This window comes from Actinoplanes palleronii, from assembly GCF_016862315.1.
Lineage (GTDB): Bacteria > Actinomycetota > Actinomycetes > Mycobacteriales > Micromonosporaceae > Actinoplanes > Actinoplanes palleronii.
Window position 1 is genome coordinate 15033 of sequence record NZ_BOMS01000084.1, and the last position, 22346, is coordinate 37378.

A 22346-nucleotide genomic window follows, 5' to 3' on the forward strand; every position below is an offset into this window, starting at 1 on the left:
CCGGTGGTATCCGAGGGCTACTCATAATCACGGCGAATGCGTCCAAAACCGGGCAAGGTAAACGCCATAAATGGCGGAGATCACCGCAAGGACCGTCAAGACCGAGATCATCGTACGTCGATGGGCGCCGGCCAGTCCCGTGGCGATCGGCAGCAGCAGCGGGAAGGCCGGGATCAGCAGCCGGCCCTTGGCGTGGAAGTAGCCGTCGCCGAAGAACACCATCGCGACGATGACCAGCGAGAACACCGCGAGCGGCCAGGCGCGCCGGTTTGCCGAGAGCACCACGGCCAGCACGATCGCGGCGAGCAGCACCAGCGCGCACATCAGATAGGCCAGATCGACCCGCCCGGTGAGCAGCGTCCGGGCCGTGCCGAGCGTGTAGCCGCCGTCGTCATAGGACATCTTCCAGGCGTCCTTCTGGACGTGGAAATAGCCGTCGGCGCGGCCCAGCCGGTGTCCTACCCAGACGACGTACCCGAACAAGCCGATCGGGGCGATCAGGCCGGCCGCCCAGGGACGCCAGCCGTCCCGGCGGGTGAGCCCGGCGGCCAGCGCGGCCAGCCCGACCGCGGCGATCAGCGCGGCGCCGGTCGGCCGGGTCAGGCCCGCGAGGGCACAGAGCAGACCGGCGGTCAGCCAGTGCCGGCGCAGCACCGCGAACAACGACCACGCGCAGAGCGCGGTGAACAGCGTCTCGGTGTAGCCCATCGACTCGACCATCGCGTGCGGGACGACCGCCCACAGCGCGGCCAGCAGCACACCGGCCCGGCGGCTGTGCAGATGCGTCCCGATCGCGAACAGGCCCCACGCCGCGACCAGCCCGGCGAGCCAGGCGAGCGTGATGCCGGCCGCCGCCGCGTCGCCCGGCAGGACCGGGTCGAGCAGCGCGATCAGGCCCGGGTAGAGCGGGAAGAACGCCAGGTTGGTGGTGGCCAGGGAGCCGTCCGGGTGCAGCGGGATGGCCAGGTCGTAGCCGCGGGTGGCGATGCCCGCGTACCAGCCGGCGTCGTAGCGGCCGAGGATCGCCCACAGGTCGCGGTGCGGGCCGGTGCCGAAGAACGCGAGGGCGAGCAGGCCGATCGCCCGCAGCGCGGCGTAGCCGGCGATCGCCGGCCAGGCGACCCGCAGGCCGACCCGGCGGCGCGGCGCGGGGAAGTCCCCGGCCGGGGCGGCCCGCGCCGGCACGTCGTGCTCCGGCGACCGTTGCGCGGGAATCCAGGTGAGGTCCGCGACTGCCAAAATCCGCTCCCGACTAACTCGACCACTCTGCGGGTCGGGAGCCTACTGATCTTTGGTAGCAGCGAAAGGCCTGGTCAGAGGGCTTTCGGCAGAACCTGACCGGGTGACCGACCCGATCGGAGCCGAAGGGTTCACCCGGGTTGGTCCGGAAGTGTGAAGATCACCCGGGTGCCGCCGCCGACGTTCTCCTCGAGCCGGATCACGCCACCGTGCCGGTCGACGATCCGCAGGCAGCTGGACAGGCCGATGCCGTGCCCGGCGGCGGACGTGCCCTCCAGCCGGGTGAACATGTCGAAGACCCGGCTGCGCTGCTCCGGCGGGATGCCCATGCCGTTGTCGGCGACCGTGACCGCCCAGGCGGAACCCTCCCGTGCCGCGCTCACCTCGACCCGGGGCAGCCGGTCCGGGTGGCGGTATTTGATCGCGTTGGCGATCAGGTTCTGCAGCAGCTGCCGGGCCAGCACCGGGTCGCACGAGACCGACGGCAGCGGCCAGGGCGCGGCCACCACGGCGTCCGAGGAGACGATCTCGGCGCGCAGGTCGGCGACCACGCTGTCGAACACCTCGCCGAGGTCGGCGATCACCCGCTGCACCGGCGCGCTGCCGGCCTTCGCGTAACCGAGCAGCGAGCCGATCAGGTCGCGCATCCGGGTCACCGCCCGGGACGCCGCGTCCACCCATGCGCGTTCCTGCCCGGACACCACGTCCTCGAGCAGCTCCAGATAACCGCCGACCGCGCCGAGCGGCGCCACCAGGTCGTGACTGACCGCGCCGGCGAAGTTGTTCAGGTCGGCGTTCGACCGGCGCAGCTCCTCGTTCGCGGCGGACAGCTCCCGGCGGGCCTGCTCGATCACCCGCTGCTGGGCCCGGTCGGTGGTGACGTCGTTCATGGCGACGACGGCGCCCAGCGGGGTACCGTCCGGCGCGATGAGCGCGCGACCGTTGCTGATCAGGTGCATCGGGTCACCGGAGCGACGCCGGATGATGATCTCGGCGTTGCTGACCGTGCCCTCGTGCAGCGCCCGCATCAGCGGGATCCGGTCGGCCGGCAACGGGGTCACGCCGTCGGTGTCGAACAGCGCGTAGCGGCCGGAGAAGTCGCTCGGGTCGACGGTCGGGTCGGCGTCCAGGCCGTGCCACTCCCGGGCGGTCCGGTTGAACAGGGTGAGCCGGGCGGCCTGGTCACAGGCGACCACGGCCACGTCGATCGTCTCCAGCAACGTCTCGGTCCACCGCTGCCGGGCCTCGGTGATCTCCACGAGCTCCGCGTTGAGCCGGGCCTGGCGGCGCCGCTCGAACAGCGCCAGGATCACCTGGGCCAGGTCCTCGAGCCGGGCGACCTGCTCGACGGTCAGCTCGTGCGGCTCGTTGTGGAAGACGCAGAGCGAGCCGAGCGCGTGCCCGTCCGGGGTGATCAGCGGCGCCGAGGCGTAGAACCGGACGTCGGCGAGAACACCGGTGACCCACGGGTTGGCCCGGTAGGTGGGGTCGACGCTGGCATCCCGGACGTAGGTGAACTTCCCGGTCTCGAACCGGATCGCGCACATCGAGTCGGAGCGGGCCGAGTCGCCGCCCTGGAACCCGACGGTGGTCAGCTGGCACTGCCGGTGCTCGTCGATCAGGTTCAGCGTCGCGGTCGGCACCCCGGCGACCGTCGCCGCGACCCGCACCACGGCCTCCAGCTCGTCCCCGGCCGGCGAGTCGAGCAGGCGGTACTCGTGCAGCGCGGCCAGCCGCCACTGCTCCCGCTCCTCCACCCGCGCGACGAGATCCACGTAGCCCCTATCGGCGGCCCGAAGCCGATCCTGACGAACGTGCCGTCAGCGCGTCGGCGAGCAGTCCGTCGATCACATCGCGCATCCGGGCCACCTCGGCCGACCCGCCGGCGGCCTGCTCGTGACCCTCGAAGGCGAGCAGCTCCAGGAAGCCGCCGACCGCCGCGAGCGGGGCGATGAGGTCGTGACTGACCGCCGCCGCGAAGTTGGTCAGGTCCGCGTTCGAGCGTTCCAGCTCGGTGTTCGCCGCCGCCAGGTGCTCGCGGGCCTCCTCGATCAGGCTGCGGCGGGTGTGCTCGGCGGTCACGTCGACCTGGGCCAGCACCGCGCCGACGATCTCGTTCTCCGGGCCGCGCAACGGGCTGGCGTTGACCCGCACGTGCACCGGATCGCCGACCGGCCGGCGGATCACCATCTCCCGGCCGGTGAGCACCACGCCCTCGCGCAGGGCCACCTGCAGCGGCAGCTCGTCGTCCCGGACCGGGGTGCGCCCGTCCGCCTCGTACAGGCCGAACCGGGCGGCGATGTCGACCGGCAGCGGATCACCCTCGCCGCTGCGCCCGTGCCATTCCCGGGCCGACCGGTTCCAGAGCGTCACCCGGAAGTTCACGTCGCAGGCGATCACCGCGGCGTCGACGGTCTCCAGCAGGGCGTCGGTCCACTGCTGCTTGGCCCGCGCGGCGATGGCCAGGGCGCCCATCGTCCGGGCCTGCCGGCGCCGTTCGAAGAACGCGATGACGATCCCGGCCAGGTCGGTGAGGTGCGCGATCTGCTCGCCGGTCAGCTCGTGCGGCGCCTCGTCGAAGACGCACAGGGTGCCGAGCGCGTGCCCCTCCGGGGTGATCAGCGGCGCCGAGGCGTAGAACCGGACCCGGCCCAGGTCGCCGTTGACCCACGGGTTGGCGGCGTACCGGGGGTCCTGCGGGGCGTCCGGGACGTGGGCGAAGACCCGCGCGTCGAACTGCACCGCGCACATCGAGTCCTCGCGGGCGCAGTCGATCGGCGCGCCGCCGAGCCGGACCAGCATGTACTGCCGGTTCGCGTCGAGCAGGTTCAAGCTGGCCGAGGCCACCCCGGCGACCGTGGCGGCGATCCGCAGCACCGCCCGCAACTCCGCCTCCGGGGGCGTGTCGCGCAGCTGATACTCGTGCAGCGCCGCGAGGCGCTCCTGCTCCACACCGTTCCCATCGTCCGCTCCGGCGCTGAGCTGAGCGGCCCCACGTGATCGATGAGTGACGATACGATCCGGTGATGGACTTCGTGAAGCCCTTCGTGCTGCCCGTCGAGGACCGCGCTCTGGAACGCCAGGAATTCCACGACCTCTACCTGCCCGGCGACATCGCCGGACCACGCCCGGCCATCCTGGTCGTGCCGGGCGGTCCGCTGCCCGCCGAGGTCCGCCCGATCCAGCGCGACTGGCCGGTCTTCCAGGGATACGCCCGCCTGGCGGCGAGCCGGGGCACGGTGGGCGCGGTGGTTGATCACCGTCTGCATTCACCCGATGCGTACGGTGCGGGAGCCGCGAACGTCGCCGCCGCACTGGAGAGCCTGCGCAGCGACCCCCGGGTGGACGAGAACCGGCTCGCGCTGTGGTTCTTCTCCGGGTCGGGGCTGATGGCGGCCGGCTGGCTGCGCGAGCCGCCGTCCTGGCTGCGCGTGGTGGCGCTGAGCTATCCGGTGCTCGTGCCGTTCCCGGGGTGGCCGGTCCAGGCCCGGTTCGACCCGGTGGCCGCCGTCGCCGAGGCCGGGGACCTGCCGATCGTGCTGACCCGGGCAGGCCGGGAGGACCCGGCGGTGGCGGCGGGGGTCGCCGCGTTCGTGGAGGCCGCCGCGAAGGCGAACCTGGAGATCGTCGACGTGCCGGACGGGCACCACAGCTTCGACGTGAAGGACGACACCGACCAGTCGCGGGCCGCGATCAGCCGGGCTGCCGATCTGGTGATCGCGAAGCTGGCCTGAAGACGGCGCTGCCGCCCGGGGTGGGGTCCGGGCGGCAGCTTTCTCGGTGCTGATCTACTCCGAGTCGGAGTCGGTCTCTTCGCCGGTGTCCGTGGTCGTGTCGGTGCTGTCGTCGCTGGTGGCTTCGGGGCTCGCCGTGGGGTCGGCCTCGTCGGCGCCGGCCTTACTCTCGGCGGCAGCGGGTGTGGCCTGGTCGTCGTCCTGCTCGACCGGTCCAGCGCTCTTGGCGGGGCTGCTCTTCGTCGGGCTGCTCTTCGTGGCGCTGCTCGTCGTGGCGCTGCGGCCGAGGTCGCGCAGGTCGGTCTCCATGTCGCCGCCGTTCCAGCGGTCGCCACCGTTCCAGCGGTCCCCGCCGGTCCAGCGGTTGCCGCCGCGCCGTCGGTCGCTGCCGTGCCGGCGGTCGCCGGTGCGCAGCCGGTCGCCGGTGTTCCAGCGGTCGCTGACGGTCCAGTCGTCCGGCTCGAGCGGGTCCGGCTCGTCGTTGACCCGGGCGAAGCCGTCGGCCCCGGTGAAGCCGTCGGCCCCGGTGAAGCCGTCATTTCCGGTAAAGCCGTCGCCTCCGGTGAAGTCGCCGGCCCTGGCGAGGTCGTCGATCCGGTCGAACAGGTCGCCGCCGAAGCTCGCCGGGTCGAAGTCGTCGGCGCGGGGCAGCGAGATCGGCATCCCGGAGTGGGTGAGCAGGTAGATCTGTGAGTCCAGGTCACCGCGGTCGGCGTCGAAGCAGACCTGCGAGCCGTCCAGCCAGCTGTTGTCGAAGGTGACGTCGGTGATCCCGCCGTGGAAGCGGTCGCAGTCCCGGTCGACCGAGGTGGGGCGGCTCAGGTCGTGGACCCAGGCGGGGCGCTGCCGGGTGGGCCGGTCGACCCGGACCGGGCGCTTCACCCGGGTGGGGCGGTGCTTCACCGGGCGCACGGCAGCTGGACGCACGGCGGCCGGACGAACGGCAGCCGGACGCACGGCAGCCGGACGCACGGCGGCGGGCCGGACGGCGGCCGGGGGCTCGACGGCGGCCGGCGGGTCGACGCGGACCGGGGCCTCGACGGCCGGCGCGTGGTGGACCACGATCGGCTCGGTCGTGATGGGGTGCTGACCTGCGGAGTTCTGGCCGGTGGAGTTCTGGCCGGTGGAGTTCTGGCCGGTGAAGGTCTGACCAGCGGGGTTCTGGCCCGAGCCGGGGCTGTTAACGGTGCCGCCGGTCTGGCCGCCGGTGTTTAAGCCGCTTCCCTGCGCCGGGACAGCCGGGTGTCCGGAATTGCCGGTGGCCGCGCCGCCGGGCGAGCCACCGAGGCCCGGGCCACCGACCGCGCCGGGACCGGTGACGATCCCGGGAGTGCCGACCGCGATCCCGCCGAGGCCCAGCCCACCGCCGTGCGCACTCACGCCACCGCCGGTCGCGCCCAGGCCGCCGCTGTGCGCGCCCAGGCCGCCGCCGTGCGCGACCGCGCCACCATTCGCACCACCGCTGCCCACGCCCGCGCCGCCGCCGGTCGTGCCGAGGCCACCACCCGGACCGAGCCCGTGGCCCGGCGCCCGATCACCACCCGGTCCGCCACCGGCCCCCGGCTGCCCGGAACCCGAGCCCGAGCCGTAACCCGACCCGCCGGCCGCAGTACCGATCCCGCCGGAACCGGAGCCGGTCCCGAAGCCACCCGCGGTGTCGCCGCCGGTGCCGGCCGGTGCCTGGCCGGTGGCGTCCGGGGCCGGGGCCGCACCGTCCCCGGCCACGTCCGGCTGCGCCGGGTCGAGGGTCTCCCAGGTCGTACCGGGCGGAGGCAGCTCACCCGCGAACGGCACCTCGTCATCGCCGGTGCACCCGGCGACGACGGTCAGCAGCAGGGCGGCGCCGAGCGCGACTCCGATCCGGCGCGGGCGTACGGGCAGAAATTCGGTGCGCTCCATAGGTGGTCCACTCCCGTCCGTGGACGCCATGATCAGCATCCGGGCGGGGTTCACTATCCACCGTCCAGCCCCGACGGTGCCGACGTTGGATCTTCGACACACCCGCCGGGGCGATCCTTACCACCCCGCGGGTGACCTGCCGGAATTACTGGGCTCCCGGCTCGTTCACGCGCTGTCAGCGGTGCCAGCGCAGCGGGCCCGGGTGCACGCTCCACCAGAGCTTGCGCCACCAGGAGCGCCGTTCGCGGAGCGTCGCGGCGTACGAGAGAGCTTGTGCCCCGGCCCGGTCCGCCTGCCCGGAGTCGGCCGCGCCGGGCGCGAACCCGACAGTGTTGAGCGCGCTCACCAACTCGTCGAGCGCGGGCAGCGGCGGTAGCGGATCCTCGGGCGCCGCCTTTCGCAACAACCCGCCACGGGCCGGCGGCGTCACCGCGGCGTACGCGGACATCTCGGTGGCCGACAGGTGATCCGGCACCGGCTGGCCGGAGAGCCGCAGCGCGTCGGTGAACTCCCGCCACGCCCCGGTGATCCGGTCGTCCGGGCTGCCGTCGTAGAGCCGCCGGCGCCGCAGCCCCCGGCGCAGCTGGACCACGGTCAGCGCGGCGAGACCGAGCAGGACCAGCAGCGACCCGGACACTCCCCCGGCCACCACCCCGGCCGGCGTCCCGCCCCCGGCGGCGACCGGCGCGGCCACCGCCGACAGCGACGGCGCCGCGGTCTCCGGCGGCGCGGTCGTCTCCGGTGGCGTGGTCGGCGGGGTGCTCGGCTTCGGGATGAAGTCCTGCTCGACCGGCGTCGGGTCGTCGGTGGCCGGCATCGGGTCGAACGCCACCCAGCCCAGCCCGTCGAAGAGCACCTCCGGCCAGGCGACCGCGTTCCCGCCGGTGACCTGACCCCCGGCGGCCGGGGCGGTGAACCCGACGACCACCCGGCTGGGCAGCCGGGTCAGCCGGGCGAGCAGCGCGAACGACGCCGCGAACTGTTCCGACGTGCCCTCCTGGCCGCCCTGGCCGCGCGGGCCGAACAGGAAGTACGCGAGGTTCGGGTAGGCGTGCCCGGTCGGCGCGTCCGGGGTCTCCCGGTAGTGCTGGGCCAGGAACTCCTGGATCGCCACGGCCCGGTCGTACGCGGCGCCGTTGCCGTCGGCGAGGTGGTCGGCGAGCTTCTGGATGGTGTCCGGCACCCCGGTGCCGACCTTCAGGTAGCGCACCACCGCGTCACCGTCCGGCGCCCCGGCAGTCGGCAGCATGTTCAGGTCCGGGGACTGCACCCGGGAGGTGACCGTGTAGGCCAGGCCCTTGGTCAGCCCCTCCGGCCGGATCAGCGTGCCGGTGACCGCGTCGTACGCGACCCGCGCCCCGGAGACCTCGGCCGGGGTGGCGATCGCCGGCAGCAGCCGGCCGGTCAGCCCGGAGACGGTGATCTGCTGGCGTACCTCGGTGGTGTCCGCGCCTGGCAGGCCGGGCTGCTCGGGCAGCACCCGGCCGGCGTTGCGGTAGGTCCCGCCGACCTTCCAGGTCACGCCGTCGTAGTCGGAGAGCACCGCGAGCCGCACCTTGACGGTGCCGGGCTTGCCGGTCGGCGGGGTGGCCGGCTGGTAGGCGAACAGCTGCTGCTTGGGGGTGAGCATCCAGCCGGAGATGCGGTTGAGCGGGCTCTCGTCGAGGCTGTCGACCTGGGGCGGTTCGACGTACTGCCGGGGGTCGACCGGTGCCGCACTGACCTGGCCGCTGATCCACGGGCCGACGACGGCGCCCAGCCCGAGTACCACGACCAGGCCGGCCGCGGCGGACCCGAGCGCTTGTGTTCGGATTTTTCCGGATGAAGCTACCGGCGGCGTCACGAGCGCGACCACCACCAGGGCCGCGAACCCCAGCGTCGGCCCGACCGCCGCCCCCGCGTTCGGCCCGACCACGTAGAGCGCGCCCGCATACAGCAACACCGGCGTCAGCGACCCGAGCAGCACCCGCCGCGCCCGCACCCCGACCTCCACGGCGGCCAGCCCGGCGAGCCAGGTCGCGATCACCGGCACCACCACGGTGTCCGGCGTGGACTCCACCGGGATCAGCGCGGTCAGCAGCCGCGGAATGCCGTTGACGAGCGCCTCGCGGACCATCGCCGGGAACGGCGTGGCCAGCCCGGCGTGCCCGGCGGCGACCTTCAACGCCAGCGCGGTGTACCCGGCGAGCAGCACCGCGGAGACCGGCGCGGCACTCCAGGACGGCAGCCGCCTGGTCAGCAGCCCGGCGCCGACCGAGCCGGCCGCGGCGCCCGCGACCAGCTGGACGAGCAGGTCGTCGGCGTAGATCCGGCCGAGCACCAGACCGGCCAGCGACAGCATGCCGATCAGCGCGACCGCGACCACGGTCGTGCGGAGCCACCTCACCACCCCCGGACCCCGTCCCACGCGGCGGCGAACTCGGCGCCGTCGTCGGCCTCGATCACGATCAGCCGGTCACCGGCCGCGACCGGCGCGCCGTCCCGGTCACCGAGCAGCGCGGCGAGCACCACCGGGTACGTGCCGCGCAGCGAGCTGACCGTGCCCAGGTCGGCGCGACCGCCCGGGCCGGTGAGGAAGACCAGCGTGTCGCCGAGCCGTTGGGCGCGCAGCCGGCGCAGGGTGCCGTCCAGGTCACCGGGCTGCAGCGCGGCCTCGGTGAGCACGTCGAGGTAGGGACCGGTCACCACCGTCGAGACCAGGTGCAGACCGACGGGCAGATCCTCGCGTACGGCCGCGGCCACGATCGACGCGGCCGCCTCGCACGCCGACTCGAACGCCTCGGGGTCCGGGTACGACCCGGTCCGGTCGTCGAGCAGCACCACGATCGTCGGCTCCGAGGTGTCCAGCTGTTCGCGCACCATCAGCTCGCCGACCTTGGCCGAGCTGCGCCAGTGCACCCGGCGCATCTCGTCACCCACCACGTATTCGCGCAGCGCGTCGAAGGTGATCGAGCCGTGCGGCACCTTGTCGATCCGGCCGTCGAGGCTGCGGGCCATCCCGGCCGGTGTCGCGCGGAGCAGGTGGATCCGCGGGTGCACCCACACGGTGGCGATCTCGCCGTACGTCCGGGAAAGCCGGACCAGCGCGAGCGGATCGCCCCGGGTGACCCGCAGCGGCCCGATCGGCACGATGCCCCGGCGGTCGGTCGGCACCGGGTACTCCACCGTGGTGTCGTTGCCGGGGCGCAGGCGCAGCAGCGGGACCGGGACGGTGGTGCGGCCGCAGCGGTCGGTGGCGACCAGGCTCGCGGCGCGCAGCCGGCTGGTGTTGTGCACGGTCAGCCGCATCCGCGCGGGTTCGCCGCGGGCCACCCGGTCCGGTTCGGCGACCCGGTCCACGCCGAGCCGCGGCCGCCAGAACGCGAAGACCAGCGCGCAGCCGGCCGCGACCAGTCCGGCCGCGCCGAGCAGGGCGAGGTCCGGGTACCCGGACGTGAAACCGGCGGTGAGCAGGGCCAGCGCCGCGACCACCAGGCCGATGCCGCGAGCGGTCACGCGCTGGCCGGCAGCGGCACCGCCACCGAGCTGATCGCGTCGGCGAGCACGTCACCGGCGGTCACCCCGCGCAGCTGGGCGTCCGCGGAGAGCAGCACGCGGTGCGCGAAGACCGGCTCGACGAGCGTCTTCAGATCCTCCGGCAGGACGTACCCGCGACCGTTGATCAGCGCGTAGGCGCAGGCCGCGCGGGTCAGCGCGATCACACCGCGCGGGGAGACACCGACGCGGACCTGCGGGTGGTTGCGGGTCGCGGCCGCGAGCCGGACAGCGTACGTGTACAGCGGATCCGCGACGTGCACCTGCAGCGCCATCTTCACCATCTCGCCGACCGTGGCGGTGTCGGTGACCGGTTCGAGGGTGTCCGGCGATCGGGTGGCCGCGCCGCGCAACACCTCGATCTCCACCTCCTCGTCCGGGTAGCCGACCGACAGCTTCACCAGGAACCGGTCCAGCTGGGCCTCGGGCAGCCGGTACGTGCCGTCCATCTCGACCGGGTTCTGCGTGGCCACCACCAGGAACGGCTGTGGCACCGGGTGCGGCACGCCGTCGACGGTGACCCGGCGTTCCTCCATCACCTCGAGCAGCGCCGACTGGGTCTTCGGCGACGCCCGGTTGATCTCGTCGGCGATGACGATGTTGGCGAACACCGGGCCGGGGTGGAACTCGAACGCCCGGCTCGCCTGGTTGAAGATGGTGACGCCGGAGACGTCCGAGGGCAGCAGGTCCGGGGTGAACTGGATCCGCCGCCACTGCCCGCGCACCGACGCCGCCAGGGCCCGGGCCAGGGTGGTCTTGCCGACCCCGGGCACGTCCTCGAGCAGCACGTGGCCCTGGGCGAACAGCGCGGTCAGGGCGAGCCGGACGACCTCCGGCTTGCCCAGCACGACCGAGCCGATCCGGTCGGCGAGCTGGCCGGCCACCTGGGCGAAGCCGGTGATGTACGACGGCGGCAGCGGTTCGGTGCTCACAGTTCGGTCCTCATCAGCAGGTGGGCAGGTTGTCCAGGTTGTCGTTGTCGTCGAGGTTCAGCCAGGCCCAGGGGATGTAGGTCTTCCCCTCGTACGCGATCTGGATCCACCAGGTGCTCACCTTGTTGCTGTTGTAGACGTACGCGTCCACCTTGTCACCGGTCTTCTTGCAGTACGCCTGGAGCCGGGTGCCGTCCTTCACCCAGCCGGCCTGCTGGGAGTTCACCTGCTGGGTGATCTTGAAGATCTCGTTGCCGTTGCGGCCGTCCACGTCGGCGTCGCAGTACGTCTTCTGGTCCCCGCTGTCACCGTTGTTGCAGGTCGCGGTGCCCATGAGCTTCGGCGTCGTCCCCTTGGCGGTCTTGGTGACCTTGCCGGCCGCGTTCGACGCCGTCACCGTGAAGGTGTAGCCGGTGCCCGGCGCGAGCTTGCTGGCCTTGAGGCTGGTGCAGCTGCCGTCCGAGCCGGTGCCGTCCGGCACGGTCAGCGCGCAGGTCGCCTTGCCACCGCCGGCGTCCACGCTGAACCCGACGGTCGCCGTGGTGTACGCGGTGTCCGTCCCGGTCACGGTGATCGCGGGCGGTGCGACGGTGCGCGCCGTCGCGGTGGCCGTCTCGCTCTCGCCGCCCTCGTTGACCGCGAGCACCTCGACCGCGACGGTCTCCCCCGCGCCGAAGCCGGTCAGCGTCGCCGCCGTCCCGTCGGTGACGTCGGTGCTCTTGCCGCCGGCCTTCACCACGTACTTGCTGATCGCGCGGCCGTTGTCGGCCGGTGCGGTCCAGGTGACCTGGACGGTGCCGGCCTTGTCGGACACCGTGGCGGCCGCCAGGTTCTCCGGCTTGCCGGGCTTGGTGAACGGCACGACGCTGTTGCTCACCGCGGACGCCTTCGAGCCGGCGCCGCGCTCGTTGACCGAGACCACGGTGAACGCGTACTGCTTGCCGTACTCCAGCTGGCCGGCCGGGATGGTCAGGGTGGGCTCCTTGGCGTCACCGGCCGGGGCGGAACCGCCCTCGGCGACACCGGTCACCGTGTACCGGGCGATCGCCAGGCCCTGCCCGTTCGCCGCCGGCCAGGTCACCGTGACCGAGCCGTCCGGCTTCGCCTCGGCGACCGGGGTGCCCGGCGGGTCCGGCACCTCGGAGGTGGGCTTGACCGGGTTGCTGCTCCTCGGCGGGCCGTTGCCCTTCCGGTTCACCGCGTACACCGCGAACTGGTACGTCTCGCCGTTGGTCAGCCCGCTCACCACCAGCGAGCGCTGACTCGCGCCGACCTGGAACGTCTGGTTGTTGCCGGTCACCACGTACTTCGTGATCGACGCGCCGTTGTCGGCGGCCGGCTGCCAGGTCACCCGGGCCTCGGCGTTGCCGGCCGCGGCCCGCACGTTGCGCGGCGCGCCGGGCTTGGCGACCACCGGCTTCACCGGCTTCTTCTTCTCCGGCGGCGGCGTGGCCGGCGGCGTCTTCACCTTCGGCGGATCACCACCGAGCACGTCGTCGGCGTACTTGTCGACCACCCGGACGCCGTGCTCACCGTCGACCACCCGGGCGGTCGACGAGCCGGGCGCGTTGATGAACAGGTAGCCCTCGCGGATGTCCAGCTCCAGCGGCCCGCCGGGACGCTGGAACGTGATCGGCTTCTGCTCCTGTCCGGCCTGGTCGAAGACGTGCACGGTGCCGCCGTCGGTGTCGGCGACGTAGTAGTAGTCCTCCCAGGCGACCGCGGGCTGCAACTGCGACTGTGCGCCGGTCACGGTGAACTTCGCCTTGACCCCGCCGGCCGCGTCGATCCCGAGGACCTCGCGCGAGTCCGGCACGGTGACCGCCACGGTGCTGCCGTCGGTGTGCGCCGGCAGCGTGCCCGGCCCGGTCAGCGGCAGCGTGACCCGTGAGGTGGCGGTGTCGCCGACCCGGGTCAGCTCGTTCGTGGTGCGGTCCAGCACCGCGACGCCGTCGTCCAGAGTGGTCAGTTCGAAGTCGTGGCTGGCGCCGCCGACCGGCTCGGTCCGGACCCGCTGCGGGTCACCGGTCACCTTCTCGCCGGCCCCCTCGGTCGCCGACGGCGCGGGCGTCACCGCGGTCACGGTGCCCTCGCTGGGCGCCACGATCCAGAGCCGGCCCTTGCCGTCGAACGCGCCGCCGGTGATCCCCGGCGGGAAGCTGATCGGCTGGCCGACCGCCTGCAGGCTGGCCGGGTCGACCTGCTGCACCTTGCCCTGCACCGAGTCGACGACGAACGCGGACTTGTCGTGCAGCGCGACGCTGACCCCGATGCCCGGCGACGACTGCTGGTTCCAGAACGCCTGCAGGTCGGTGAGGTCCATCGACGCGATCGCGCCGGTGGTGACGTCGCGCAGGATCACGAACCGGTCGCTCTGGCTGACCTGCAGCCCGTGACCGCGGGCCTGACCGACGTCCACCCGGGTGTCGATCTTCGCGGTGACGCCGTTGACCCGGGACACCTCGCCCTTGCCCCGGCTCCACACCCAGGAGGCCGCGTCGAAGCTGGCCACCGCCTCGTCGGCGGCGCCGAGACCGAGCACGGTCAGACCGAGACCGGCGGTGAGCGCCAGCACCGTTCCCATCGTGACGAGATACCCACGACTGGGTAACCGACGCCGGCGTGCCTCGGCCGGCGCGGTGTCTGTGCTGCTCACTGCGGCTGTCCCCCCGTTGGCGAACCTTGACGTGTCCAGGACGCAGGCCATCATAGGGTGATTGCGGCGAGCGTCGATACCCGCCGTGTACGCCCTGTGCGCTCAGTTCTGCCCGCGGTCGGTGCATTTCTGCTCGGACGTGGCGAACGTGTCGATGGCGTAGACGGCCACCACCGCGAAGCAGTAGTCGAGCTCCGGGTTGAGCCCCTCGATCGTCTTCGACGTCACTCCCGGGCTCACGTTCTGCGCCGGTTTCAACTGCTCACCCGGATGCCCCATCGTGATCATGAAGCTGACCTTGCCGCCCGCCGGGTCGGCCCAGGAGATGTCGATCCGGGTCCGCCGATCGGTGAGCGCCACCTGCGCGGGCGGATCCCCGGCGAGCGTCGGAGTGTCGTTCTTCTCATCCTTCTGGGTGCGGTCCGCCAGGGTGAAGACCATCGCCACGACGGCCACGATCGCGGCCAGGACCGCGGCGATCACCGCGAAGAGCGCCATCCCCCGCTTCCGGTGCGAGGCGGGTTGCGGTTCATTCCCCATTCCGTACGCGGGGAAAGCACCGTCCGGCGCCGCACCCTGCTGCCAGACACCCGCCTCGGTCTGCCGGTAGCCGCCGGCCTGCTCGTAGCCGGCCTGCTGGTAGGTGGCCTGCTGGTAGGTGGCCTGCTGGTGCCCAGCCTGCGGATAGGCGGCCTGGCCCGGGTGGTAGATGCCCTGCTCATACCCGGCGTGACTGGCGTACCCGGCCTGGTCGTAGCCGACGGCCGGATCGTAGGCGGGGTCGGAGGTCGGAGCGGGGCCCGGCTGGTAGCGACTGGCCTGGGGGTAACCGGAGGTCGGCGCCGGGCCGGGTTGATAGACGCCGGGCTGGCCGGTGGCCTGGGGGTAGCCCGGCCCTGACGCCTGCGCCGGACCCGGCCGGTAGACGCCGGGCTGGCTGGCGGCCTGGGGGTATCCGGGGCCTGACGCCTGCGCGGGGCCCGGCTGGGTGGCCTGGGGATACCCCGGGCCCGACGTCTGCGCGGCGCCCGGCTGGTGGACCCCGGGTTGGGTGGGGGCCTGCTGGTGGGGCGCGGCACGGTGGGGGTCGGGTTGCGGCTCCGGGGCCGGGGTGGTGGCGGGACGCGGGAGGTCCGGCTCGCTGGTCCACGGGCTGGTGGACTGCCTCGAGGTGCTGCTGGGGGCCGGCCAGGTGGTGTCCGGGGTCCGGTTCTCCGGAGTCCGGTGCTCCGGGATGACGCTTTCCGGGGTGCGGCCTTCCGGGGTGCGGCCTTCCGGGGTGCGGCTCTCCACGGTGGGGAGCAGGGTGGTGGCTTCGCTGATGGCCGGTGCCGGGGGCGGGGTGGCCTCCGGGGGCGGGGTGCTCTCGGTGGGCTTCGGGGCGCGGTCGGGCGTGGCCGGGGTGGGGTCGGTCGGTTTCGCGGCCGGGTCCGGGTCCGTGGAGCGGGGCGGGGCGGTCGGCGTGACCGGTTCTGATCGAGGCTCGGGGGCGGGCTCCTGTCGTACCGGAAAAGCTGTTTGAGCCGCAGCCGGCGCGCCTGCGGTGACCGAATCCGGTCTTGCGTCCGGGCGGACCGTGGGCGCCGGGGTTTCGGCCAGCGGCATGATCACCGGGTCGGGGCGCTGGACCACGACGGCGTCGTTCGAACCGCGGTGGTAGACCGCCGGAGCCTCCGGCGCGGCCGAGGGCTCGGTGCCGCCGCCGAACAGGGCGGGCTTGAACTCCTGGAGCGGGGTCGCCTGCGGGTCCTTGCCGGTGGCCGGGGCGGGTCCCCACGGGGAATCCGGGCGGAAGGCGTCCGGCTTCGCGGGCTCCTGCTTCTCGGGGTCGCCGGCCTGCTCCGGGGCTGCGGGATCCGGGCGGGCCGGGGTGGGCTGAGCCGCTTGCGGGTTGGCCGGGGTTTGCTCTGCGGGAGCGGGCTGGGGCTGGGCGGGCTTCTGGTCCGGGTTCGCCTGCGGCTTCGGTGCGGGCGACGGCGCCGGGGACGTGGGAGCGGTCTGCTGCCGCGCGGGCCGGAGGGAAGGCGGCGGACGAAGGAGACCGAGCCGGCTGGTCGGAGCGGCGGGAGCAGCAGGGGTGGCAGGTGCCGGCGGCGTGGCAGGTGCCGGCGGGGCCTCGGGCGTCGACGCGGCTGCGGGCGTCGTCGGCGCGGCCTGCGGAGGCTGCGTGGAATCCGGCTGTCGCTGCGCCGGAATCGCCGGCCGGGGCCGGGGCTGGGGCTCGACAGGCGGCTGCGATGGTGCCACGGTCGGTTGCGCCTCGGGCCGCTGCGGCTGGGTGGCGGGAGACTGCGGCTGCACTGAGGGTTGCTGCGGCCTCAGCAACGGCTGGGGCTGTTGCGGAGCGTCAGGTGTCGTCTGCCGCGGATCGCTCGGTGTCTGCGGCGCTCTCTGCTGCGGATCGCTCGGTGTCTGCCACGGCGTCTGCTGCGGATCGCCCGGTGTCTGCCAGGGCGGCTGCGGATCGCTCGGTGTTGTCTGCCACGGGGGCTGTTCCGGCGCGGCGGGTGACTGCTGGAGCGCGGTCGACGACTGCGGCGGAACGTTTGGTGTCTGCGGCGGGGTGGCCGGGGGCTGTTGTTGCGGAGTGGCAGGGGGCTGATCCGAGGGCCAGACCGGCGCCGGGAACTCCTGGAACGCCGGCTGGGGCTGGTCCGACGGCCAGACCGGGGCCGGGAACTCACGGAACGCCGGGTGGGTCTCCTCCGAGGGCCAGACCGGCGCGGAGTACTCGCGGTAGCCACCCGGCTGGGGAGGGGCGGCCGGCGGGGCCTGGGCAGGGTGCGGCTGCTGTGTGGGGACGGCGGCTCCGCCGTACTGCGGATTTTGTGGTGTCCCGGAGCCGAACTGCGGCATCGACCCGGGTGGGGTCGGCGGCGGGCCCGGGTGCTGTGCCGGTTGGTGCGGCATGGCGGGTGGGCTGCTTTGCGGTGCCTGCTGGATCGGTCCGGGGCGGATCGAGGAACTGGGGTCCTGTCCGAGATAGGTCTGTGCCCGGACGACCGCCCAGTGCGCCGGCCCGAGGATCATCGGTCCGTGCTGGGCGACCCGGCCGAACGCCTTCCGGGCCTCGTGCCGGTTCCCCAACTCCTCCGCGACCACCCCGAGGTCGTAGGAGATCTGCAACAACAGCGGATGGTCGTCGCCGAGGCTGTACTGCCCCGCCGCGTACGCCGTCTCCAACACCCGCCGCGCCGCTGCCGGATCCCCCAGCTGCTGCCGCACTGTCGCCAGTTCCCGCTGCGTCGACAGCACGTCCGGATCACCCTGGCTCAGGGTCGCCTGACCGATTTCTACCGCACGTTCGAAGAGGTCGGCCGCCCCCACCAGATCGCCTGCGGCAATCAGCGAGCGCGCCCGGTCCAGAGCCGGAGTCAAAGGGGAGGGGTGCGACACCCCGCCATGCTGCCCGGTACGCCCCCGAGATACCAGACCGCCTCCCGTTCCGTGCCCATATGCCCTCGATTGTCCGGCCTCCCACCCCTCCTGCAACCCCCTGCGGAGACCGTGTACTGTTCTCTCCTGTGCGGCCGACAAGGCAGCCGAAACCCCCGGAAAACAACGGGGAAACGGGTGCCGCTAAGCTGTATGAGCAAGTCCGGGTGGCGGAATGGCAGACGCGCTAGCTTGAGGTGCTAGTGCCCTTTATCGGGCGTGGGGGTTCAAGTCCCCCTCCGGACACCACTTCTGGTGTAACTCCACGTTAAGCGCGGAGTTACACCAGTTCGTGTTTTCGGGTGCAGTCGACGGCCAGAGGCCAGCCGACTAGGCTTTTGATGCCATCTACCAGCCGCAATGTCGCTCTGGACGCTGACCATGACAGCCATGGACAGTCCGGCACCCGACGCCAGTCGGCGAGCGGACACCGAACAACTCATCGGCGCGCTGATCCCGCCCATCATTCAGGGGCGGCTGATCCCCGATGTGCCGGCCTCCCTGCCACCGCTGCCACCACGCCGGCTCCCCGCCAGCGAGGCGCCACACTCGCTGCGACTCGACATCGCCTGCCCCGACGCCTCTGGCCGGCTCTCAGTGCGACGCCTGTTGCGGATCCTGAACTGGTCACCCGGTGACCGGATCGATCACACCGTCATCCAAGACGCCATCATCGTCACCCGCTCCCCCACCGGGCGTGCCACCATCGGCGTGCGCGGCGACCTTCCCCTGCCCGCCACCGCCCGTGCTCTCGCCGGCATCACCCCCGACAGCCAAGCCCTGCTGGTTGCCGCACCCGGCCACGACACCCTGGTCGTGCATCCACTGTCGACCGTCGCAACGCTGCTCACCGAGTACTACGCCCGGCAGGACAGCGTCGATGGCAGCTGACCTCACACCAGCGCAGGCCATGCTCGCCCGGTTCGGAGTCGCCCTGGCCCCGCCACCGGGACAGGTGACCGTCCGGCAGTACCTACCGAAAGTGATCGCGGCCGCCAGCCCGACCAGCGCCAAGACCTACGGCACCTACTGGGCCCGGATGGATCGGCTCTGGGGCGAGCGACCGGTCGACACCATCCGAGCCACCGACGTCGAAGCCCTGCAGCGCGACTGCACCGTCAATGCCCGGCCACGGGAACGAAATTTCCGAGGCGGCCGGCACGCCGGCGAGAACGCCAACTCCGCCGCCCGGGCATTCTTCCGACGCGCCGAAGCCGACGGCCTCATCCCACCCGGAACCAGCCCCGCCCACCGCGTCCCCAAGCCCCGCCGCCTGCCCAACACCCGCCGCGCCCTACTCGCCTGGGAAATGCAGGAGATCACCGAGGTCGCCCGAACCACCGGCAACGACGTCGTCCTCGACAATCTGCTGCTGCGCCTGCACACCGAGACCGCCTGCCGCCGCGGCGGCGCACTCGCCCTGTGCCGCAAAGACCTCGACACCCGCACCGGCCTGGTCCGGCTCCGCGAGAAGGGCGAGACCCTGCGCTGGCAACCGATCACCCTGCACCTGGCCACCAGCCTCGCCGACCACGCCCGCCTACGCGGAGTCACCCAGCCCGACGCCCCACTGCTGCGCTACCGCAACGGCCAGCACTGACCACCCGACGCTACGACGCCCTATGGAATCGCATCGGCAGCCAACTCCCCTGGGTCGCCGCTCAGGGCATCTCCACCCACTGGCTCCGGCACACCACCCTCACCTGGGTAGAACGCAACTTCGGTTACGGCATCGCCCGCGCCTACGCCGGCCACACCGACAACACCGGCCCGGCCACCACGACCTACATCAAGGCCGACATCCACGCCGTCGCCACCGCCCTGAGCGCGCTCACCGGCGAACCACACCCGCTTGCCCTCAGCCCCGCCGAGCTCGGTTTCCGCGCCTGGCCCACCCGTTGACAGGTGTTCAAGCCGACGCATCACCTCCGTCACTCGAAGGACCGAGATCACGACCGGCGAATTTGACTCAACTGCCGAGGAGCGCAAGGTTCGGTGATCGTTGACCCGATCGGCGACTTGTCATGGCTGTCCGGGACGCCCGCCGGTCGGCGCCCAGACACGAGGTGTTCGCTGATTCCTGCGGCCGCCCGGTCCCGGCTGGTTGCCAGAGGTGTTTCCGGCAGCCCGACACACCTCCGGCGACCAGCCGAGTGACTGCGGCTGGCGATGAGCGGTCCCTCAAGACGTCGGATACACCCCTGGCAGCCAGCCGAGGAGATCGAATGTCTGGAACTGCCGCCGATAGTGCGCGGAGGCCGGCCACGGGGTGGGAACAGATTGGGAGTACCGCCGAAAAAACCTACACACACACTGCAGGACGCCGGCTTAAGCGCCCTGGACGTGGTCTCTACCATCCGCAACCACAGCCGCCGATGAACCGCTCCAGCCGCCGGACAACGCACGGCGTGGGTCGACATCGCCGTCGTCGCCGAACCCGATGACGGGGTGACGGGGTGACGGGGTGACGGGGTGACGGGGTGACGGGGTGACGGGGTGCCAATACCAGCTACGTGTCGCCGCGGCGTCGAGCCCGGCCAGCGCGCAGATCTACTCAACGTACTGGGAGCGGATGGTCGAACTGTGGGGGTGATCGGCGAGCCGCGATCGCCGTCGCCGTCAAGTAGAAATCCAGTACGGTGTGTGATCTTGCCTCGATGAAGAAAATTCTGCGACAGAGTGGCGCCGTGGCCGTCCTGGCCCTCGCCCTCGGCGCCGCGCCGGCCGCTCCGGCCCTGGCCGCCGACGCCGCTGTGGTCGGCGTGTGCGGTGCCACCAACTTCGCGTTCGTCGTCAGTTTCCCTGCCCGTGGGGGCTACGAGAGCACGATCATCAGCCCGAGGGGCAACCTTACCTGCTGGGTCCATCAGATGAGCTCGATCAACAAGACCGAGGCGATCAACGTATGGGCGTACCCGATTCCGGGGAACAGCAGCCGCGTCCTGATCTGCTCGGTGAACAAGAACCTGAGCACGGTCGCCACCTTCAGCATCTCGGTCAGGGGCAAGGAGACAACGAACACGGGCTGCAACATCACCTAGTACTGCTACGGCGGTTCGTACCCTTCGAGGCGTTTGCGGTAGTGGGAGTCGCGGGCTCGTCGTATGCAAAGCCGGCGGAAGTCTGACCAGGCCAGCACGTGTTTGGTGGTGTGCACGACGGTCAGGATGAGCGTGGCGAACAGGCGCCTGATCTCGTTGCTGCTCAGCGGGATCAGGCTGTCTTCGTCCGCCTGGCCGGGGGTTTGCTGGCAGCGGCTTCGGCGGCGCGGATGATGGCCAGGAACGCGGCGGTCATGGCCAGGGTGATGTGGGCGTACCAGGCGTCGTAGCGGCGGACCTGGTACTGGTCCATCCCGGCCTCGTTCTTGGCCGTTGGGAAATTCTCCTCGACCGCCTACCTCGCGCCCGCGCCACCAGCGTGCGTAGCCGGGTGCCCCGCGCCCCGAAACACACGTAATAGGCACAGCCGGAGACCTTCATCTGTTCACAAGATCCGTCACCGATCCTCAGATCGAGTGGTCACACTTCCTCGACCAACGTCCCCGGACATCACAACTAGAGCGAACATCCCGTACTGGCCACTGAACCTGCAGTTCCGACCGAAAAACTGGACACGCCACCAAGTCCACGATCCGCCACCCGGATTACCCGCTCAAGGCCGCGCGACGAGGTTCTAGCGGCCGCCACTCCAGCCATTGTTTCTCCGTCAAGTTTTATTCAAGTCGGTGTGGATACCGTATTCGAGAAGGAAGGATGGGCAGCGAACCTGCGCCGAACCGCTTTCTTCGCGTCATAGGGGGATCGTTGAATGAAGAAGAAAATCCTGCACGTGCTGGCGGTCGCAGCGACAGTGACCGCCGGGTTCCTGGCCGTGACCAGTCCCGCACAGGCGGCGTACCCCTGCCTGGTGGGGTACGTGTGTCTGTATGAGAACGTCGGCTGGACCGGTTCCGTCGCGGTGCTTCCCGAACTCAACCGGGACGACAACGGCCCCGGTGAGGTTCACTGGTTCCCGGAGAAGACCTTCACCAACGGGACGAATCTCAACGATCACGTCTCCTCGGTCAAGAATCTGACCAACAAGACGCTGTATCTGTACGACGATGTCGACTTCGACAACACGAGCCAGCACACCGATTACCCGAAGTGGATCGCCCAGGTTCCGGCGCACACGAGCGTGTACCTGACTGACGATAATTGGAACTGGGGTAATTTCAACGACAAGGCATCGTCGGCGAGCATCGGCCACGTGTGGGACTGCGATCGCAACTCGCTCAAGTTCCGATACGACTGCGGCTGGAAGTAGCTCGAGCATATCTTCGGCGCGCTGACTGGGCCTTCGTCCAGTCAGCGCGCCGAATTCATTTTAGTTTTCACCACCATGGCCGTTCGAGCATGGAATCCACCCGACAGGTCGGTCATAGCGGAGACTCGGCGACCCTCGGCGCGGTTACAGCGGCGCAAATCAATTCAGTTTCCACTATATATAAAGACCGTCCTATGTAGGTTTAAAGCGTCAGGGAGCACTGCTATTGAGATGAGGGACAATGAAAACCGCATGGAAGCGCTTCGCTGCTACGGCTGCGGCGACGATCGCCGTGACGACCCTGTCGGCCACGCCAGCGCGGGCGGACGACGTGGGGATCGCCAGCACGCCTTGCCCCACCTATGCGCTTTGCCTCTACCAGCACTCAGGCTGGAACAACATCCTCACTTTCCCCGCGTCGGTTTTCACGTCGCGTGAATGCGTGCCGAACCTCACCCAGATCAGCTACCCTTCCAGCCGCGTTTCGTCAAACGACTCGATCACGGGGGTTGTTAATAACACCGGAATGGCGATCAATTTATTTGAGCACACCAACTACGACGGAAGGTTCACCCAAATTCCGGCGGGCGGCAACTGGGAGAACCTAAT

General features: G+C 71.4%; 15 protein-coding genes, 1 tRNA gene and 1 pseudogene. 7 read left to right on the top strand and 10 right to left on the bottom strand.

Annotated elements, in window-relative coordinates:
- Window positions 1-27 precede the first annotated feature (27 nt).
- The 3 genes from Apa02nite_RS26895 to Apa02nite_RS26905 all read right to left on the bottom strand — a co-directional run bounded on the left by Apa02nite_RS26895 (window position 28) and on the right by Apa02nite_RS26905 (window position 4191).
- Window positions 28-1239, bottom strand: a complete 1212-nt coding sequence (locus Apa02nite_RS26895; RefSeq protein WP_239164591.1) for a glycosyltransferase family 39 protein — start codon at window positions 1237-1239, stop codon at window positions 28-30.
- A gap of 131 nt (window positions 1240-1370) precedes the next feature.
- Complete coding sequence (locus Apa02nite_RS26900) at window positions 1371-3014, bottom strand: sensor histidine kinase (protein WP_275412528.1); 1644 nt, start codon at window positions 3012-3014, stop codon at window positions 1371-1373.
- Window positions 3015-3021: 7 nt separating this feature from the next.
- Window positions 3022-4191, bottom strand: a complete 1170-nt coding sequence (locus tag Apa02nite_RS26905; protein WP_203827442.1) for a PAS domain-containing protein — start codon at window positions 4189-4191, stop codon at window positions 3022-3024.
- Between the two features lie 74 nt (window positions 4192-4265).
- Here Apa02nite_RS26905 and Apa02nite_RS26910 point away from each other — a divergent pair, with 74 nt between their 5' ends.
- Window positions 4266-4973 (top strand): alpha/beta hydrolase family protein, encoded by a 708-nt coding sequence (locus tag Apa02nite_RS26910; protein WP_203827443.1) that lies wholly within the window; start codon window positions 4266-4268, stop codon window positions 4971-4973.
- A gap of 54 nt (window positions 4974-5027) precedes the next feature.
- On the opposite strand, the gene Apa02nite_RS26915 is transcribed toward Apa02nite_RS26910, so the two are convergent.
- From Apa02nite_RS26915 to Apa02nite_RS51965, 6 genes are all read right to left on the bottom strand, one after another.
- Window positions 5028-6872 (bottom strand): hypothetical protein, encoded by a 1845-nt coding sequence (locus Apa02nite_RS26915; RefSeq protein WP_203827444.1) that lies wholly within the window; start codon window positions 6870-6872, stop codon window positions 5028-5030.
- Between the two features lie 175 nt (window positions 6873-7047).
- Entirely contained in the window at window positions 7048-9213 is a 2166-nt protein-coding gene (locus Apa02nite_RS26920) for a transglutaminase TgpA family protein (RefSeq protein ID WP_203827455.1), read from the bottom strand.
- 41 nt (window positions 9214-9254) lie between these two features.
- A complete protein-coding gene (locus Apa02nite_RS26925; RefSeq protein WP_203827445.1) occupies window positions 9255-10367 on the bottom strand; it encodes a DUF58 domain-containing protein in 1113 nt (370 codons plus the stop codon).
- Window positions 10364-11338, bottom strand: a complete 975-nt coding sequence (locus Apa02nite_RS26930) for an AAA family ATPase (RefSeq protein ID WP_067700079.1) — start codon at window positions 11336-11338, stop codon at window positions 10364-10366. Before Apa02nite_RS26930 ends, Apa02nite_RS26925 begins: the two co-directional genes overlap by 4 nt.
- A 13-nt stretch (window positions 11339-11351) precedes the next feature.
- Window positions 11352-13922: a fibronectin type III domain-containing protein gene (locus Apa02nite_RS26935; RefSeq protein ID WP_203827446.1), complete on the bottom strand. Its 2571-nt coding sequence runs from the start codon at window positions 13920-13922 to the stop codon at window positions 11352-11354.
- A 174-nt stretch (window positions 13923-14096) separates the two neighbouring features.
- Entirely contained in the window at window positions 14097-17390 is a 3294-nt protein-coding gene (locus Apa02nite_RS51965) for a tetratricopeptide repeat protein (RefSeq protein WP_275412529.1), read from the bottom strand.
- A 200-nt stretch (window positions 17391-17590) separates the two neighbouring features.
- Between Apa02nite_RS51965 and Apa02nite_RS26945 the strand changes: the two genes are divergently transcribed.
- From Apa02nite_RS26945 to Apa02nite_RS26960, 4 genes are all read left to right on the top strand, one after another.
- Window positions 17591-17678, top strand: a tRNA-Leu gene (locus tag Apa02nite_RS26945).
- A 141-nt stretch (window positions 17679-17819) separates the two neighbouring features.
- A complete protein-coding gene (locus Apa02nite_RS26950) occupies window positions 17820-18320 on the top strand; it encodes a hypothetical protein (protein WP_203827448.1) in 501 nt (166 codons plus the stop codon).
- On the top strand, window positions 18310-19029 hold the full coding sequence (locus tag Apa02nite_RS51235; RefSeq protein ID WP_239164592.1) for a site-specific integrase: 720 nt from the start codon (window positions 18310-18312) through the stop codon (window positions 19027-19029). The genes Apa02nite_RS26950 and Apa02nite_RS51235 overlap by 11 nt, the downstream gene beginning before the upstream one ends.
- Before the next feature lie 1057 nt (window positions 19030-20086).
- Window positions 20087-20470: a hypothetical protein gene (locus tag Apa02nite_RS26960; protein ID WP_203827449.1), complete on the top strand. Its 384-nt coding sequence runs from the start codon at window positions 20087-20089 to the stop codon at window positions 20468-20470.
- Between the two features lie 172 nt (window positions 20471-20642).
- Here the strand turns inward: Apa02nite_RS26960 and Apa02nite_RS51240 are convergent.
- A pseudogene (locus tag Apa02nite_RS51240) lies at window positions 20643-20893 on the bottom strand (IS701 family transposase); the annotation flags it as partial.
- A gap of 346 nt (window positions 20894-21239) precedes the next feature.
- Between Apa02nite_RS51240 and Apa02nite_RS26970 the strand changes: the two are divergent.
- A complete protein-coding gene (locus tag Apa02nite_RS26970) occupies window positions 21240-21737 on the top strand; it encodes a peptidase inhibitor family I36 protein (RefSeq protein ID WP_203827451.1) in 498 nt (165 codons plus the stop codon).
- A 241-nt stretch (window positions 21738-21978) separates the two neighbouring features.
- Window positions 21979-22346: hypothetical protein (locus Apa02nite_RS26975; protein WP_203827452.1), on the top strand; the 368-nt coding region annotated here is incomplete at its 3' end.

Coding starts and splice junctions, on each gene's coding strand:
- Apa02nite_RS26910 (WP_203827443.1), top strand. CDS start 4,266: ATGGACTTCGTGAAGCCCTTCGTGCTGCCCGTCGAGGACCGCGCTCTG.
- Apa02nite_RS26915 (WP_203827444.1), bottom strand. CDS start 6,872: ATGGAGCGCACCGAATTTCTGCCCGTACGCCCGCGCCGGATCGGAGTC.
- Apa02nite_RS26920 (WP_203827455.1), bottom strand. CDS start 9,213: ATGCTGTCGCTGGCCGGTCTGGTGCTCGGCCGGATCTACGCCGACGAC.
- Apa02nite_RS26935 (WP_203827446.1), bottom strand. CDS start 13,922: ATGGGAACGGTGCTGGCGCTCACCGCCGGTCTCGGTCTGACCGTGCTC.
- Apa02nite_RS26950 (WP_203827448.1), top strand. CDS start 17,820: ATGGACAGTCCGGCACCCGACGCCAGTCGGCGAGCGGACACCGAACAA.
- Apa02nite_RS51235 (WP_239164592.1), top strand. CDS start 18,310: ATGGCAGCTGACCTCACACCAGCGCAGGCCATGCTCGCCCGGTTCGGA.
- Apa02nite_RS26960 (WP_203827449.1), top strand. CDS start 20,087: ATGAAGAAAATTCTGCGACAGAGTGGCGCCGTGGCCGTCCTGGCCCTC.
- Apa02nite_RS26970 (WP_203827451.1), top strand. CDS start 21,240: ATGAAGAAGAAAATCCTGCACGTGCTGGCGGTCGCAGCGACAGTGACC.